The following is a 16,880-nucleotide window of genomic DNA, read 5'->3' as shown; positions in this document are numbered from 1 at the left end:
GCTTGTTACCTCGTTTCTTCTTTTCGCTCTTTTGCTCTCAATTGACCACATGCTGCATCAATATCTGCACCTTGGTTACGTCTAATTGTAGCATTTATACCATGTCTTTTTAATTCTTTTTCAAATTTAAATATATCTTCTTTTGGTGTTTTAACATAGTCTCGTTCAGGTACGTGGTTAACAGGAATTAAGTTAACATGGCAATTTAAATGTTTAATTAATTTTGCTAATTCTTTAGCATGGTGAACTTGATCATTCACGCCGCCAAACAACCCGTATTCAAATGTAATTCTTCGGTTTGTTTTGTTTACATAGTACTCGATTGCTTCCATCAATTTATCTAAGTCATACGCTCTATTAATTGGCATTAATCTTGAACGTGTCTCATTGTCCGCTGCATGTAAACTTAATGCAAAGTTTATTTGTAATGATTCATCAGCAAAATCATAGATTTTTGGAATGATACCTGATGTAGAAACAGTAATGTGTCTCGCACCAATATTCAAACCTTTGTCATGATTGATAATTTTTAAGAAGTCCATCATTTCATCGTAGTTTTCAAATGGTTCACCAATACCCATTATAACGACTTGACTCACACGTTCATCCGTTTCATCTAATGCTTTTTGAACTGTAAGGACTTGAGATACAATTTCTCCAGCTTCTAAATTACGCTTTAAGCCACCTAGTGTGGAAGCACAAAATGTACATCCAATTCTACAACCTACTTGTGTTGTAACACATACTGAATTACCGTATTCGTGTCTCATTAGCACAGTTTCTATCGTATATCCATCTTGTAATTCAAATAAGAACTTAATTGTTCCATCTTTACTCTCTTGTTTAACTGCTACTTCTAACGTCGTGATTTCGAATGATTGTGCTAGTTTTTCTCTCAATTCAATTGATAAGTTCGTCATTTCACTAAATGCATTTATTCTTTTAACATATAACCAATCAAATATTTGTTTCGCTCTAAACCTTGGTTCTGCTTGATCTGTTAACCAATCTTCAAGTTCTCCTAACTGTAGAGAATATATAGAAGGTCGTTCGAAGTTAGGCATGAATTTATTTTTCTTTTTTTGTATTGCTGGCATATTATCTTTCCTTTCTTTTAATTTTTGTAATAAAGAAGCCATCAGAATTATAATCTTGAGGTAATAATTGTAATGTCTTTGTTTCTTCGTTTGTTCTTGGGTCAATAAATGGTGCAAATTCAAAATCATCGTTTGCTTTTAAGAATGAATATACAACATTTTCATTTTCCATTTGCTCTATCGTACATGTGGAATAAACTAATTCTCCGCCAGGTGCTAAAGATTTACTCGCATTTTCTAAAATTTCAACTTGTAAGTGCCAAAGTGCTTCTACATCTTTAGTTGTCTTATCATATTTGATTTCTGGTTTTCTTCTCATAACACCAAAACCACTACATGGTGCATCTACTAAAATATAATCATATGTTTTGTCAAATGGTTTTGTTGCATCATGTACACTCGTCGACACATTATTTAATCTTAATTTTTTGACATTAAAGTCTATTAAATCTATCTTATGTGGATGGATATCAAATGCATCTACTTGGCCAGTTTGGTCTAACATTTCTGCTATGTGACACGTCTTACCACCTGGTGCACTACATGTATCTAATACTGTACTGCCCTTTTTGACATTTAATATTTCTCCAACAAACATAGAACTTTTATCTTGAATTGATATTAAGCCGTCCTTAAAAAGTCGATCATTAACAATTGGTTCACCTTTAATGTGTAAACAACGTTCGATGTCTTTGTCCATTTTGACAGTATAACCATTGCTTTCTAATCTTTCAACCGCTTCTTGTACTGTTATACGCGTCGTATTAACTCTCACAGTAGTATCAGGAGGCGTTAAACTTAATAAACACATTTCTTTTGTTTTTTCATATCCGAAATGCGTAATCCAATGTTTCGTCAACCATAATGGTACACTTCCTTCAATAGATAACCTTTTATCATCATGTTTAATCTCATCTAAAGATCTTAGTGGTGAAGAAATAAAGTTTCTAAGAATAGCATTAATGGCTTTACTATTGTGAAGGTCACCACGCGCTTTAGCAATATTAACCGCTTCATTAATAATCGCATGGTTTGGTACTTTGTCTAAATATACAAACTGATAGGCACTCATGATTAATAAACGTTTCATCCAACCTTTTAATTTCGTTTGTATAAATGGCTCGATTAAATACTCTAACGTTATCTTCCTTTGTAACGTGCCATAAACTAATTCCGTTAATAAACCTATGTCTTTTTGTGTGACTGCTTCATTTTTTATTGCTTCATTTAATTGTAGATTACTGTACGCCTCACCATTTAACACATCGTCTAAAATTGTTAAAGCTACATATCTTACGTTATTTTTCATCATATTAATTTTGTCCCATCAATTTTGGATTGTAATCCGCTTAAATAATCTTGCACATTCATTCGTTTTTTACCTGCTATTTGTATGTCTGTTATAGCGATTCCATCAACTGATCCTGTCGCTATCACAAATGCATCTTTCGTAGTATAAACAATTTCACCAGGTTCACCTTTAACGTCTGACACAATATAACTGCGCCATAACTTCATATTCTTATCATTCATTGTTGTGTATGCAACTGGCCAAGGTGATAGCCCACGTATATGGTTATGAATCGACTGAGCATCTTTCGTCCAGTCCACTCTTTCATCTTCTCTTTTAATATTAGAAGCAAAACTAACCTTCGTTTCATCTTGTGGCATACTTTCATTTGTACCATTAAAAATAGCAGGAAGTGTATCTTTCAATAATTCCGTACCTAGTACTGCTAATCGATCGAAAACATCTCCTACTGTATCATTTTCTTCAATTTCTAATTCCGCTTGGCTAATAATATTCCCAGCATCTAATTTTTCTGCCATATACATAATTGTTACACCTGTTTTTGTCTCACCATTCATAATGGCATAATGAATCGGTGCGCCACCTCTATATTTAGGAAGTAAAGATGCATGAACATTTACTGCCTTGTATTTAGGTGTTTCAAGTAATGACTTAGGTAATATTTGTCCAAAAGCTGCTGTAACAATTAAATCAGGCTCAAGTTTAATGATTTCATCAAGTTCAGGCGAAGAAATTAATTTTTCAGGTTGGTAAACAGGAATATCATGCGCTAATGCAACCTTCTTAACAGGAGGTGGTGTTAATATTTTCTTTCTACCAACAGGACGATCAGGTTGTGTTACAACTGCTATAACATCATACGCTTTAATCAGCATCTCTAATATACCGGTTGAAAAGTCAGGTGTACCCATAAATACAATCTTATTCATCCTCATACATCTCCTCTAATTCTTCTTCACTTATTTCTCTTATCATCTTATCAGTAAAGATTTCACCATATAAATGATCTACCTCATGTAAAATAATACGCGCAATATCATCATATGCCGTCAATTCAACTTCATTACCATTAATATCGTAGCTCTTTACTACAATCATCTTACTACGCTCAACTTCACCATAAACACCAGGTACACTTAAACATCCTTCAACATCTGCAACAACCTTCTCAGATTGTGATTCTATCGTTGGATTTATCAGCTGCAATATACCATCTTGTTCCATATCAACAAGTGCAACTTTTAAGTCGATCCCGATTTGAGGTGCAGCAATCCCCACACCATTATTCTCAAACATTGTGTCTTCTAAATCTGCAATCAAAGCCTTCAAAGATTCATCAAATTTCACAACATCTTTAACTTCTCTATTTAAAATTGGATTTGGTACAGTAACAAGTGGTTTTACAGCCATTTATTTCGCTCCTTTATAAAAACTCATCGTATTATTATAACTTAAAACACAACAAAAAGCGACAGAGAATGTTCATCCCTGTCGCTTAGTTAAAGTTATAATCAATTAACTTTTAATCCTTTTTCTTACACTTGTGAAACCAATTAAGGCAATACCAACTAATCCAAATAATAAACTGTAGTTAAATGTCCCATCCACTTCCCCAGTTTGTGGTAATTGTTTATTGTTCTTTACATCTTTACTATCAATATTTTTACTAATTCGGTCACTTGGTTTTACATTTCCAGATTGTGCTTTATCTTTATTTAGATCTTTAATCGGAGTTTGATTTTTTGAAACTTGTTTTGGTATTTCCTTCGTTGTTTTATCTGTTGTTGTATCTTTTGTTGTTTTATCTGTTGTTGTTTTACCTTGTTTTGCTTCTTCTTTCTTTGGTTCTTCTTTCACTATTTTATCCTTCTTTGGTTCCCCATTATTCGGCTTTTCTTTCTTTGGTTCTTCTTTTACTATTTTATCTTTCTTTGGTTCCCCATTATTCGGCTTTTCTTTCTTTGGTTCTTCTTTCTTTACATCATCGTCAGTTGTTTGATTTTTTGGTTTAAAGACTTGCCCATTTACTGGTCTTGGATGCTTACCTATAAATAAATCTGCATACTTACCATTTTTAGTATACCAGTCCATATAATCTAATTGATCGTCTATATGACTGTATTTAGGATTTAGTTTTTTATTAGGTAACCAATAATCTGCCGGAGGAGCTATCCACATATCTATTACATAACCAGTTCCTAATGAAATAGAGCCGTCATTATTAATTACTTGTTGAGGACCATTCTGAATTTGTTTAAAAACATATTCTTTCTCTACTTTAATGTTTGAATCACTACCTGAATTGTTCTTTAGTTCTTTATCAACATTAGTTTCTATATTTCCGTTAGGGGATGCTTCTATATTACCTGAAATACTTCCTAGTAAACCAACACCAATTAATGTTGAATAAATCAATTTTTTATACATATTACCCACTCTCCCATAAATAGATTTTATAGTATTTAGTTTCACAAATTTTATATTCATCTATTTTTGTATTTAATATATAATTTATTATGAAATGTTCTTATACTTATTATATGTTATTCTTACAAAATTATCCATATGAAATCGAGATATTTATCAGAATTTTCCACTTATTTTCTAACAAAAAGTAATGGACTATTGCCATTACTTTTTGAGGAACTCTTTCATTCTCACTAGGTTGTTCATAAGATAAGAAATGCTTTAGAGAAATATGATTGGACAATATATTAAACTAAGTAAAAAAAGAAGTTTGTGCAGTTATTTGGTGTGTAATTCATTTTTATCGTAATCATCAAGACATAATAAAAATCGTATTCTTATCATATTTATCTATATAAAAGACCAAAGAAAAAAGCAACACAGGAACAAGTTACCCGTGTTGCTATACTAGATTGTTTTAACCATCGCTACGCCCGAGGAATAGTGCTGAACTGAAAATTCAATTTGTCTCATGTATGAATGTACATATTAAATCTTACTTCTTAAAATATTAATTAACTTTACAACTATCAACAGCAGTATTACTATATTGCAAGATACCTCTTAAATTCCTTTTTTCCAAAGTAATCCATTCTCTAGCAGCATCTCCAGCTTTTCCTTCAAATGATTCTGATAAGTTATTGTCAGCGTTATCTAACTCAGTGATTAATTCCGACACTTTTTCTGATGTATTTTCGATATGACTTTTTTCTTCTTCGACCATATTTTCTAATGCTTTTTTCATTTTGCTTTTTATTACTTCTAAGCGTTCTGTTTCTTTGAATTTCTTTCCCAATGTTTTTGCACTAGCTTTAACACCTATTTCAGCGACATTAACATAATCCCCTAAATTCATATTCTATCACCTTTCGAATAATGTATAGATTTCACTCATTTTATGATCTCGTGCTTCCATTTTTTGAGCAGCGTCAATTAATTTCTCCGCATACTTCTCTAATTCCTTTCTTGCTTTTTTTAATCCTGAAATAGTTTCCTCAAATGATTCTTTACATCTACAATATCTTAATACTTTTTATAATTATATACACTTGTTGATAAGTTATAGTATGTGTTATCTTCATTGTATATATTTTCCATATTACACCTCGTAAAGGATTGAATTTATGAATAGAAAAACATCCTTACTTTTTATTTTCACTAAAAAAAGAATGGCCAAAAGCCATTCCTTTTTATGATAAGAACATATGTTCATATTTCTTTAGTATCAATTCTGTCCTTCTTCTACTTTATCAATCTTATCTACTTTTCTTTGTGATCCTCCAGCCCATGTACTATCTAAATAGGCTTTGACATTTTTCTTAGCCGCTTCTAATCCAATAATTTGTGCACCCATCGTCATAATTTGAGCATTATTACTTAGTTGTGCACGTTCTGCAGAATATACGTCATGTGCTAACGCAGCTCTTATGCCTTTTATTTTACAAGCTGTAATTGCAACACCAATTCCTGTACCGCAAATTAATATGCCTCTATCATGTTCTCCTGCTTGTATTTGTTTCGCTACTTCTTCTGCTACATCGGGATAATCTGTTTCAGCGCAATTATGACAACCGTAATCTGTTACTTCATGTCCTAACTCTTCTACAAATGATTTTATCCCTTCTTTCAGATCGTATCCTATATGGTCTGCTCCAATTGCAATTTTCATTTATAATTCCTCCTATATTGACTCTTTGAATTTCTCTAACATCATATATGAAGATACTGCCCCTGGGTCAGTTGTACCTTGTGATCTTTCTCCTAATCGTTTTGAACGACCTTTATTTGAAATAATTTCTTTCGTGCTTTCCATTCCGGCTTTCGCTTCTTCTAATGCTTCAATAAATCCATCTTTAAATGTCTTGTTGGATGCTTTTGCTTTTTCTAATTGAATAAAGAATGGTTCTAAAGTGTCAATCATTGTCTTATCTCCAACTTCAGCTTTACCTCTATCTTTAATTCCTTTACTAAAACTAATCCAAAAATCATATAAATGTTCATCATCTAATTCAGTTAAATTTTTAGTTGCTAATGCTGCTTTCAAATATCCTGAAGCATATAATGGACCTACCGAAGAGCCAACTGCTTCTAAAAATGACTTTCCAACTGCGACACTAATTTTAGATATGTCATCTTGATCTTGCAATTCTTCTTCAATTGTTTTTCGAACTGCCTGATAACCAATATTCATTGTTATACCATGATCACCGTCGCCAATTTTGCGGTCAAGTTCACAAAGTTCATCTCTTTTTTCTTCAAATAAAGTTGTTAATTCTAAAATATATGCTTTATATTGTTTACTTGTTAATGTCATCATCATGACCTCCAATTTGCGTAAAGTTTGGACAATCTACTTGATGATCAATACATTTCTTTAATTCATCATCAACTTTCATCAATGTGATTGAAAATCCTGACATTTCCATTGACGTGATAAAATCTCCTACATACGTTCTATGTGTATTCAATTGTTTAGATTTCAACATGTCATCCACTGTGTTATTTATAATGTATAAATCCATCTGTGACGTCGCACCTAATCCATTTATCAATACGACAACATCATCGCCTGCTTCATATATGCCTTCTTTAAAAATATTAGTCATTAGGACTTCTGTTGTTTCTTTAGCTGATCGAATTGTCGTTTTTTCAATGCCTGGTTCTCCATGGTGTCCTAACCCAATTTCCATCTCGTTTTCTTCAAGGTCAAAACTTGGCTTACCAGTCTGTGGTAAATAACATGGACTGAGTCCTATTCCCATTGAACGTGTAGAGTCATTTGCTTTCTGTGCTAATTTAGTCACAGTTTCCAAATCATATCCAAAATCTGCAGCGGCACCAGCAACTTTAAATACAAGTAATTCACCAGCAATACCACGTCTGTCTGTTGGGTCTTTTGAAGATGCTAAATCATCGTTACCAATGACTGCTGTTGTTTTTATATCATCTTCAATTTCCGTCATTTCAGACGCCATTTCAAAATTCATTAAATCACCGGCATAATTACCGTAAATATAAAGGACACCGTCTCCTTTATGTATTTCTTGTGTCACTGTTTGAATAGGAATTGGAGATGGAGATGCAAAGATGTTACCGACTGCAACACCATCTGCCATACCTTGACCTACATATCCTAAAAATCCAGGTTCATGTCCAGACCCACCACCGATTAAGACACTTACTTTTCTATTTTTATGTCTTTTCTTACCGATTAATGCTCGGCGGTGATTCTCTGAATATCGAATATAATCAGGATAGGCTTTCACATAGCCACTCACTAATTCTTCTACTACATCATCTGGATTATTTATCATTTTCTTCATTATCTAAACGCTCCTTCAACTTCACATGTTTACGATACTTTTAGTTTTGCCTTTTCTCTTTCTTCTGGTGTTTTTAAAACACGTGTCATTACTGCACTTGCTGCATATAAAGCGAATAACAAGTACATCATTCCTTGTACGCCTATTGATTCATAAAATAGTGCGACAAGTCCTGGTCCTACGAATACACAAAGTCCAGCTCCTAAATTTAATATTGCCATCGCTGGTCCTTTATCGCCATCTTTAACTAATGATGGAACTAAAGCAGAAATTGGTACAAATCCTGCTAAACACATTCCCCATAAGAATCCGACTGCTCCGACTATATAAACATTTCCTGTGAAAAATTCTGGTATTAAATATAAACCTAGTGTAAATACTGCACAGCCGATTCCACCAATATATGAGACTGTGTTTTTCCATCCGATTTTGTCACTTAACGCACCGAATATCAGATTAAATATAATATTTGCAATAAAGATTGTTCCCCAAATATTTAGCCATGTTGTTGTTTCTATACCTTTTGATGCTAAATAGATAGGTAAGAATAACGGGAAAGCATATTGAGCTGCTTGATTGATAATCCGTACTAAACATGCAACTGCTACTCTTGGTTCACGTTTCAATATTGTAATTCCTGCACCCATTTCAACTATATGTTCTTTAAATGAATTGCCTGAATCTACTACAACAAATTTATCTTTGTTAACAAACACTGCTAAGAATGTTCCAATAAGTACCCATAAGATAGATGTCCATAGCGTTGGAATTTCACCAAATGCATTTATTGCAAATGATGAATAAAATGCACCAAACACACTTAGTCCTCCTGTAAATACAAACCAAAACCAACCTACTGCTGATCCTAATCTTTCTTGTGGCGAACGATATGCAACCCAAACTAAGAATGAATAAGCAAATAATGGATAACCAAATCCTCTAATTGCGTATGAAGGTATCATTAATCCATAATTCATTGTTGGGACTGCAAAACCAACAAATATTACATGACCGATAATATATGCCAATGTCCCCATCAGCATAACTTTTCTCGGTCCAAGAATTTCAACTAAAACACCAGATAACCATGAGCCAATAGCAATTGTTACACCATATGATGTCGTCAATACTGCTGCTTGATGGACTGATAAGCCTTGGTCTACTAGATATGGACTAATCCACGCAAGTTCAAGTCCATCACCCATCATAAATATTAATACGCCGATATAACCCCATAGTAATGATGGAGGCATTCCTGCTTTTGCTAATTTATTATTCATTTTTTACACCCTCTTATGGAATAAGAACAATTTTCAATGATTTGTCCCCTTTTTTCATTAACTCAAATCCTTCTTCAAATTTTTCCAATGGTAATTGATGAGTCACGACGCCTTCAGTTTGGAAATCACCATTTCCTATACCATCAATGACTAATGGATAACAATATGGTCCTAAGTGGCTACCTAATAAATCTAATTCTTTACGGTCAGATATAATGCTCCAGTCAACAGAAACTGGTTCACCAAATACAGAAAATTCAACGAACGTTCCTAATTTACGAATACTTGCTAATCCTTGTTCTACAGATGCTGGATGACCTGTTGCTTCAATATAAACATCACAACCATAACCATCCGTTAATGCTTTAATTTCTTTCTCAACATCAACTTTGCTAGGGTTCATCACTAAATCTGCCCCGAATTTCTTCGCTAATTCTAATCGATCGTCTTTCATATCAAGTACGATTAATTTTTCGGCACCTGCTTTTTTAGCTGCACCAACCATACCTAATCCCAATGTACCTGCACCAGACAATACAACAATGTCACCTAGTTGAATATTGGCACGTTGTACTGCGTGTAAACTACATGCATAAGGCTCAATAAGAATAGCTTTTTCAAGTGGTAAATCTTCTGGTACTTTATAGTTAATAGCTTCTTTTGTAAATTTCATGTATTCTGCCATTCCACCGTTTACATTCTTCTGGAATCCATAAAGGTCATGCTTTTCACACATCCAATATTGTCCTCGATTACAGAATCTACAATCCCAACATGGAACGATTTGTTCTGAAATAACACGATCTCCTACTTCGTAATCTGTAACGTCGTCACCTTTTGCTACTACACGTGCAATAAATTCATGACCTGGAATCATTGGTGCTTTAATGTATGATGGTTGCTTCTCATCTCCCCAGAAACTAGGTGCACCACCATATGCTTTAATATCACCAGCACATATGCCACAACCTTCTACTTTAACAATGATTTCTTTAGGATTTTCTATCTTTGGTGTGTTCACTTCTTCATATCTATAATCTCCCGGTGCATATGCGACAACTGCTTTCATTTTTTCTGGATAATTTTGATTACTCATATTAAACACTCCTTTTTATTTGTAAAACGCTTTCATTTATTATCGTTATTTTATGATATATTTTCTAATAATGCAAATTTTCTTTCGTTTATTGTTAGTTTTTTTCGTTTTTTCTTGTTTTATTGTTAATTATTTAAAAATGAGATAGACTAATCTCAAGGAAGTGACATGATGAAAATTTACGCTGATGAACGAAGAGAACTTATCCTATCTTATTTATCTATAAACAAGCGCGCTACTGTTAAACAACTTTCAGACTACGCCAATGTTTCTGAAGCAACGATTAGATCAGATTTAAGTGCATTACAACAAGAACAAAAATTAGAACGTACACACGGTGGCGCAAAACTAATTAAAAGTAATACGAATAACATAAATTTCAATGAAAGAAGAAATCAACATCATCGAGCCAAAGAAAAAATTGGTCAACATGCATTAAAAAAAATCGAAAATCATCAATGTATTTTATTAGATGCAAGTTCTACAACATACGAACTCGCGAAAGTACTTGCAGATACAGATTTACAATTAACTGTTTTAACAAATGGATTAGAGAATGCAATTTTACTTAAAGAAAATCCTAATTTAACTGTCCTTATGATAGGCGGTTTTGTAACAAAAGGGTCTAATGCCATAACAGGAAAGCTTGACTCTCAAATATTAGATATATATAACATTGATTATTTCTTTGTTTCAGCAAATGGATTTACAGTCAAAAATGGATTAACTGACTTTTCCTTCAGTGAAGTAGAACTAAAGAAAGTTATGGCTAGTCAAAGTACGTATGTTGTTGCATTGTTGGATCATAGCAAGTTCAATGTTTCTTCAACGCTTTCATTCGCGAAAACTACAGAAATTGATGAAATCATTACTGACAAACCGTTAAGTAAAGAATTCATGGAAGCTACATCAGTGGAAATCACCATTGCAGAATAAAATAAAAAACCGAGCAAATCATTTTTTATCATGATTTGCTCGGTTTTTTATTTTCTACATCATCATCTGAGGGTTTATATCAATTTCTAATGATAATTTATCTTTAACATATTGATCATTTTTTTAACTCTCTCATTTTTACCTGGTACATGCATTTCTGAATTTAAGAAATTTTTGATTTCCGAACTTGGAACCCATCTATAATCTATAGTTTCACCTTTTTGGAGTACAATACTATCTTTATTAATATCTACATATGCAAGAAACATAACATAAATAGTATTATACTGCTCTGCAATATATATTCCTACTTGTTTCAAATGAGAAACTTTAATTCCGGTTTCTTCGAAAGTCTCTCGTTTAGCAGCTTGAATTGGACTTTCTCCTCTTAAAGCACTACCACCAACTGATACTTCATATAACCCTGGATAAACTTTATTAAAATCTCTTCTCATAGCTAAATAATTGCCATCACTATTTATAATCACAACTTCTGATACTAGATGAAAAACATTATCTTCAATATCTTCTCCCCGGATTAGATCATATCCTAATTTATTTAAATCTTTATCATAAGCATCCCATTTTTCTATAATGTTTTCTTTATCATCTTCCATTTCTTACAACCCCTTAGTTCAATATTTAATAATTCACAAAAAACACAATCTGAATTAAGGATTATTATTGAATGCACCATCTACATTTAATTTTTTCATTTCTTTTACCTCTTCTTCATTATTTAATGTAAATACGTGAACCTTCAATCCATGTTTATGACACTTTTCTATTAAATCTTTATTTACAAGATCTTTGTTAAATCCAAGTCCATATGCATAGTTAGACAGGCGTTTTAGTTCTTTGTCATTTAATTTTAATACATCTTTATCATCTACTAGCTGAATGAGTGGAATGCTTTCATTTAATTTATGTATATTTTTTAAACTCGTTTCAGAAAATGATTGAATGATTAATTTACCTTTTTTTAATCCATCTTCATCTAACATATTATTCTTCTCTAAGTCATTAATTAACTGTTTATCCATACCCGGATACATATCAGGATGTTTCGTTTCAATATAGAAATTTGTTTTATCTTTATATTTATTTAATACATCATTTAATTCTGGACTTTTTCACCTTTAATTTTTTTGTCAAACCAAGATCCTGCATCTAGTTTTTTTATTTCTTCATGGGATTTATTTTTAACCAGTCCTGTACCATTTGTTGTTCTATCTACCTTATTATCATGCATTGCAATTAATCTGTTATCTTTAGTCATTTGTAAATCAAGTTCCGTATAATCTGCATTTTGTTTAATTGCCTTGTCGTATGCAACATATGTATGTTCTGGGGTAGAACCACTTGCGCCTCTATGAGCTATATTTAAATAATCTTTATCTAATACACTTTCTTGATTATTGCACGCACCTAAAGTTAGGAAACTCACGAAGCCTAGTAATATGATTCTATTCAACTTTATATCCTCCCTTACTTTTTAGTATTCAAAGCAATATTATCATAAAAATCCTAAAATTAACCCTAGCTTGTCACAATAAGCTAGGGTTTAATAAATTTGAAAATGTTATTCTTAATGAAGTTCTCAGGCCATTATAACTAATAGAATTTAATTTTCTACATCATCATCTGAGGGTTTATATCAATTTCTAATGATAATTTATCTTTAACATATTGTTCATGGTAATAATCGTCTAAATATTGGAGTGCTGTTAATAAGTCAGGTTCACTCTTGAATTTAATGAGTATTTGGAAGCGATGCTGATTATTTATTCTTGATAATGGGCTTGGTGATGGCCCTAATATAAAGGATTTACTTGATACATGTTGAATCAATATGTCATGTGCATGTTTAGCTGCTTTTAACACTTTTGTCTTATCAAAATGACTAATAGTCAAATTAACTAAGTAATAATATGGCGGATACTTACCTATTTGTCTAAACTTCATTTCTTTTTGATAAAATGACAAATAGTCATTTTTTGTTACATCTAATATTGCATAATGTTCAGGGTTATATGTCTGAATCATGACTTCGCCTTTTTTCTTATGTCTGCCTGCTCTCCCTGCTACTTGTGTTAATAACTGGAATGTTTTCTCACTAGATCTGAAATCTGGTAAATTCAACATTGTATCTGCATTTAAAACACCAACGAGTGTAATATTTTCAAAGTCTAATCCTTTTGCTATCATTTGTGTCCCTAATAATATATTTGCTTCTTGTTCTCCAAATGCTGTTAACAATTTTTCGTGGGCACCTTTACGAGATGTGGTATCCACATCCATTCTTATGACTTTTGCTTGTTCAAATGTTGAATATATCTGTTCTTCAACCTGCTGCGTACCGACTCCCATTTGTCTTATATGTTCACTTTCACAGCTTGGACATAATTGTGGCATTGGTTCACTGTATCCACAGTAGTGACATTTTAAATCGTCATGTGTCTTATGATAAGTTAATGATATATCACAATTTGGACACTGTGGCACATGTCCGCAATCTCTACATAATACGAATGATGAATGTCCTCTTCTATTTAAGAATAGAACGACTTGTTCATTCTTATCTATACGTTCTTGTATCGCTTGTTTAAGTTGTTCAGAGAACATTGACCGATTTCCTTCTTTGAGTTCTTCTCTCATATCTATCAACTCAATTTCCGGCATCTTCTGTTTATTAACACGTTCTGGTAATTCTAAATATTGATATACATTTTTTTCTGCACGTGCGAACGTTTCTAAACTTGGTGTCGCAGAACCTAACACAACTGGACATTGATGGTATTCACTTCTCCATATAGCGATTTCTCTTGCATGATATCTTGGATAATCTTCTTGCTTATATGTAGACTCATGTTCCTCATCTATGATGATAAGTCCCAATTTTTCAAAAGGTGCAAATATACTGGATCTGGCTCCAACTGAAACACTCGCTTTTCCGTCTCTTATTTTTTGCCATTCATCATATTTTTCACCTTTGGATAATCCTGAGTGTAACACTGCAACTTCATCACCAAATCTCGCTTTAAATCGATTAACCATTTGTGGCGTCAATGCAATTTCTGGCACAAGAATTATAGCTTGTTCTCCTTTTTCTAGAACATTCTCTATAGTTTGCAAATATATTTCAGTCTTCCCTGAACCCGTTACGCCATGCAATAGAAATGTTGTCGATTCATTTCCTTGTACTGCTTCATTTATTTGAGTAAAAGCATGTTGTTGATCATTTGTCAGTGATTTGTTATGTTCTTTTTCAAAAATACGATTTTCATATGGATCTCTCGCTACAACTGAATTGTATTTTTCTAGCACTTGATTTTTAACGAGTGTATTTATACTTGAATTTGAAAATCCTTCTTCTTTTAATGTTTTTAATAAAACATCTTCGTTTCTATGTTCAATTAAGTAATTTAATATGTCTAATTGCTTTTCTTTCTTATGAAGCGATTCAATTATTTCATCAAGTCGATCTGTTGGCATTATCCTTATACATGTAGCATATTTTTTAGTTAATTGTTGCCCTACTATTGTATCTTTAACTAATTGTCCAGATTTAACATAACCTTCTAAATCAGTGACAATTTCTGATTGTTGTGCTTGATCAAAGGTCAATATCCCTTCTTTATTAAACCTATTCAATATATGTGCAGGCAAGTTCTCAGGATCATTTACTTGGTATATTTTTTGGTATTTTGCTTTAACAGCACTTGGCAACATGATTTCAAGTGCTGAAATTCGTTTAACGAGATGAAAATTCGCCATCCATTCACTTAATTTTATTAATTCTGGTGTTAATTCTGGTTTGAAATCTTTAACTCTAATTATGGATTTTACTTTCGACATATCTATATCACTAGATAGTTGTTCACTAATATTAATTACAAATCCTTGAATTTTTCGAGAACCGAAAGGCACTTCTACTCTTACACCGACTTTAACTATCTCTTCTATATCAGGCGGTATTTTATAATCAAATATTTTGTCTACGTTTTTAGACGGAATATCCACTACCACATTAGCTATCAAGATTCCCACCTACTCGTTATTTCATGTAAAATTTTAAATGCAATTTTCTTTTTAGATTCTTTATTGAGAAGAACTCTATCACCATTCTTAAAGAACATTTCGACCTCATTATCATTAGATTTAAATCCAATTGCTGAATTTGCGACATGGTTTGCAATGATAACATCTGCGTTTTTCTTTCGTAATTTGCCCATAGCGTATTCTTCAACATTATCTGTTTCAGCTGCAAAACCTACTAAATATTGATGTTCTTTATGTTCTCCTAAATATTTTAAGATATCTGTCGTTCTTTCAAATTCTAAAGTTAAATTGCCATCTTGCTTTTTCATTTTATTATTTAAAACTGTTTTTGGTGTATAATCAGCAACTGCTGCAGCTTTAATAATGATGTCCATTTCTTGCATATGCGATTTAACGGCGTTAAACATTTCTTCAGCACTCATCACTTGAATAAATTCCACACCTAATGGTCGTGAAAGATTAGTTTCTCCGCTTACTAATGTAACGTTTGCCCCTAAGTCTCTAGCCGCTTCAGCTAATGCATAGCCCATCTTTCCACTTGAACGATTCGTAAAATAACGAACTGCATCTATTTTTTCTACAGTTGGACCTGCAGTTATTAATATATTTTTCCCTTGAAGTGCAAATGTCTTCGGATTTAATTGTTCTTTAAAATAATCGTCTATAATTGATAATATTGTAAATGGCTCTTCCATTCTTCCTTTTGCAACGTATCCACATGCTAAATAGCCCTCACCAGGGGCAATAAATTTATAACCATAACTTCTTAATCGAGACATGTTATCTACTATTGATGGATGTTCTAGCATATGTACGTTCATTGCTGGTGCAATAAACACTGGAGCAGTCGTAGCTAATAACGTTGATGTGACCATATTATCTGCAAGTCCATTAGCTAGCTTACTAATCGTATTAGCAGTCGCTGGGGCAACGACAACGGCATCTGCCCAATCAGCTAACGTAATATGTTGTATTTCACTGACATTTTTTTCATCAAAAGTATCGGTATAAACGTGATTACGACTAATCGCTTGAAAAGCTAAAGGCGTCACAAATTGTTGTGCGTTTTCTGTTAGCATGACACGTACATCATATCCACTTTGCGTTAATTTACTTGTTAAATCAATTGCTTTATATGCAGCAATCCCACCAGTTACAGCTAAAAGTATATTTTTCATATATTAATGCCTCCGAAAATTCGATTCTAAGTCTTGTTATTTATTATACATTCTTTAATTTGGACTGTCATGAATCTAAATTTTATTTAATACAAAAAAGCCTAGAACAAATATAATTGTCCTAGACTTA

Annotated in this window: 15 protein-coding genes and 1 pseudogene; 1 reads left to right on the top strand and 15 read right to left on the bottom strand. The window is 32.6% G+C overall.

Translation table 11 applies throughout. The features are described from left to right. Window positions 1-5 precede the first annotated feature (5 nt). The 11 genes from rlmN to CD111_RS02865 form a co-directional block, all read right to left on the bottom strand. Window positions 6-1,097 carry a dual-specificity RNA methyltransferase RlmN gene (gene rlmN, locus CD111_RS02915; RefSeq protein ID WP_095090144.1) on the bottom strand — a complete coding sequence of 364 codons (1,092 nt, stop codon included), beginning with the start codon at window positions 1,095-1,097 and terminating at the stop codon, window positions 6-8. Window position 1,098: 1 nt separating this feature from the next. Further along, window positions 1,099-2,409 carry a 16S rRNA (cytosine(967)-C(5))-methyltransferase RsmB gene (gene rsmB / locus CD111_RS02910; RefSeq protein ID WP_095088427.1) on the bottom strand — a complete coding sequence of 437 codons (1,311 nt, stop codon included), beginning with the start codon at window positions 2,407-2,409 and terminating at the stop codon, window positions 1,099-1,101. Next, window positions 2,406-3,338, bottom strand: a complete 933-nt coding sequence (fmt, locus tag CD111_RS02905) for a methionyl-tRNA formyltransferase (RefSeq protein WP_095088429.1) — start codon at window positions 3,336-3,338, stop codon at window positions 2,406-2,408. The genes rsmB and fmt overlap by 4 nt, the downstream gene beginning before the upstream one ends. Further along, window positions 3,331-3,819 (bottom strand): peptide deformylase, encoded by a 489-nt coding sequence (gene def, locus CD111_RS02900; RefSeq protein ID WP_095088431.1) that lies wholly within the window; start codon window positions 3,817-3,819, stop codon window positions 3,331-3,333. Before def ends, fmt begins: the two co-directional genes overlap by 8 nt. Before the next feature lie 105 nt (window positions 3,820-3,924). Beyond that, complete coding sequence (locus CD111_RS02895; protein WP_095088433.1) at window positions 3,925-4,836, bottom strand: LPXTG cell wall anchor domain-containing protein; 912 nt, start codon at window positions 4,834-4,836, stop codon at window positions 3,925-3,927. Window positions 4,837-5,386: 550 nt separating this feature from the next. After that, window positions 5,387-5,731, bottom strand: coding sequence for a hypothetical protein (locus CD111_RS02890; protein ID WP_095088435.1), 345 nt, complete (start codon window positions 5,729-5,731; stop codon window positions 5,387-5,389). 369 nt (window positions 5,732-6,100) lie between these two features. Next, entirely contained in the window at window positions 6,101-6,544 is a 444-nt protein-coding gene (gene rpiB / locus CD111_RS02885) for a ribose 5-phosphate isomerase B (protein WP_095088437.1), read from the bottom strand. A gap of 12 nt (window positions 6,545-6,556) precedes the next feature. Beyond that, window positions 6,557-7,189 carry a dihydroxyacetone kinase subunit DhaL gene (dhaL, locus tag CD111_RS02880; RefSeq protein ID WP_095088439.1) on the bottom strand — a complete coding sequence of 211 codons (633 nt, stop codon included), beginning with the start codon at window positions 7,187-7,189 and terminating at the stop codon, window positions 6,557-6,559. Further along, entirely contained in the window at window positions 7,173-8,198 is a 1,026-nt protein-coding gene (locus CD111_RS02875) for a dihydroxyacetone kinase subunit DhaK (RefSeq protein WP_095088441.1), read from the bottom strand. The genes dhaL and CD111_RS02875 overlap by 17 nt, the downstream gene beginning before the upstream one ends. 29 nt (window positions 8,199-8,227) lie before the next feature. Next, on the bottom strand, window positions 8,228-9,478 hold the full coding sequence (locus CD111_RS02870; RefSeq protein WP_095088443.1) for an MFS transporter: 1,251 nt from the start codon (window positions 9,476-9,478) through the stop codon (window positions 8,228-8,230). A gap of 13 nt (window positions 9,479-9,491) precedes the next feature. Further along, window positions 9,492-10,574: an MDR/zinc-dependent alcohol dehydrogenase-like family protein gene (locus CD111_RS02865; protein WP_095088445.1), complete on the bottom strand. Its 1,083-nt coding sequence runs from the start codon at window positions 10,572-10,574 to the stop codon at window positions 9,492-9,494. Window positions 10,575-10,745: 171 nt separating this feature from the next. Between CD111_RS02865 and CD111_RS02860 the strand changes: the two genes are divergently transcribed. Further along, window positions 10,746-11,510, top strand: coding sequence for a DeoR/GlpR family DNA-binding transcription regulator (locus CD111_RS02860; RefSeq protein WP_095088447.1), 765 nt, complete (start codon window positions 10,746-10,748; stop codon window positions 11,508-11,510). 86 nt (window positions 11,511-11,596) lie between these two features. Here CD111_RS02860 and CD111_RS02855 read toward each other — a convergent pair whose 3' ends face one another. The 4 genes and pseudogenes from CD111_RS02855 to coaBC all read right to left on the bottom strand — a co-directional run bounded on the left by CD111_RS02855 (window position 11,597) and on the right by coaBC (window position 16,750). Then, a complete protein-coding gene (locus CD111_RS02855) occupies window positions 11,597-12,127 on the bottom strand; it encodes an NUDIX hydrolase (protein ID WP_095088449.1) in 531 nt (176 codons plus the stop codon). Between the two features lie 54 nt (window positions 12,128-12,181). After that, a pseudogene (locus CD111_RS02850) lies at window positions 12,182-12,957 on the bottom strand (glycerophosphodiester phosphodiesterase family protein). 185 nt (window positions 12,958-13,142) lie between these two features. Next, window positions 13,143-15,551, bottom strand: coding sequence for a primosomal protein N' (priA, locus tag CD111_RS02845; RefSeq protein ID WP_095088451.1), 2,409 nt, complete (start codon window positions 15,549-15,551; stop codon window positions 13,143-13,145). After that, window positions 15,548-16,750: a bifunctional phosphopantothenoylcysteine decarboxylase/phosphopantothenate--cysteine ligase CoaBC gene (coaBC, locus tag CD111_RS02840; RefSeq protein WP_095088453.1), complete on the bottom strand. Its 1,203-nt coding sequence runs from the start codon at window positions 16,748-16,750 to the stop codon at window positions 15,548-15,550. The genes priA and coaBC overlap by 4 nt, the downstream gene beginning before the upstream one ends. Window positions 16,751-16,880: the final 130 nt, after the last annotated feature.

The organism is Mammaliicoccus stepanovicii (genome assembly GCF_002902525.1).
Classification (GTDB): Bacteria; Bacillota; Bacilli; order Staphylococcales; family Staphylococcaceae; genus Mammaliicoccus; species Mammaliicoccus stepanovicii.
The sequence above is the reverse complement of the archived record's forward strand: the minus strand, read 5'-3'. Positions and strand labels throughout refer to the sequence as shown.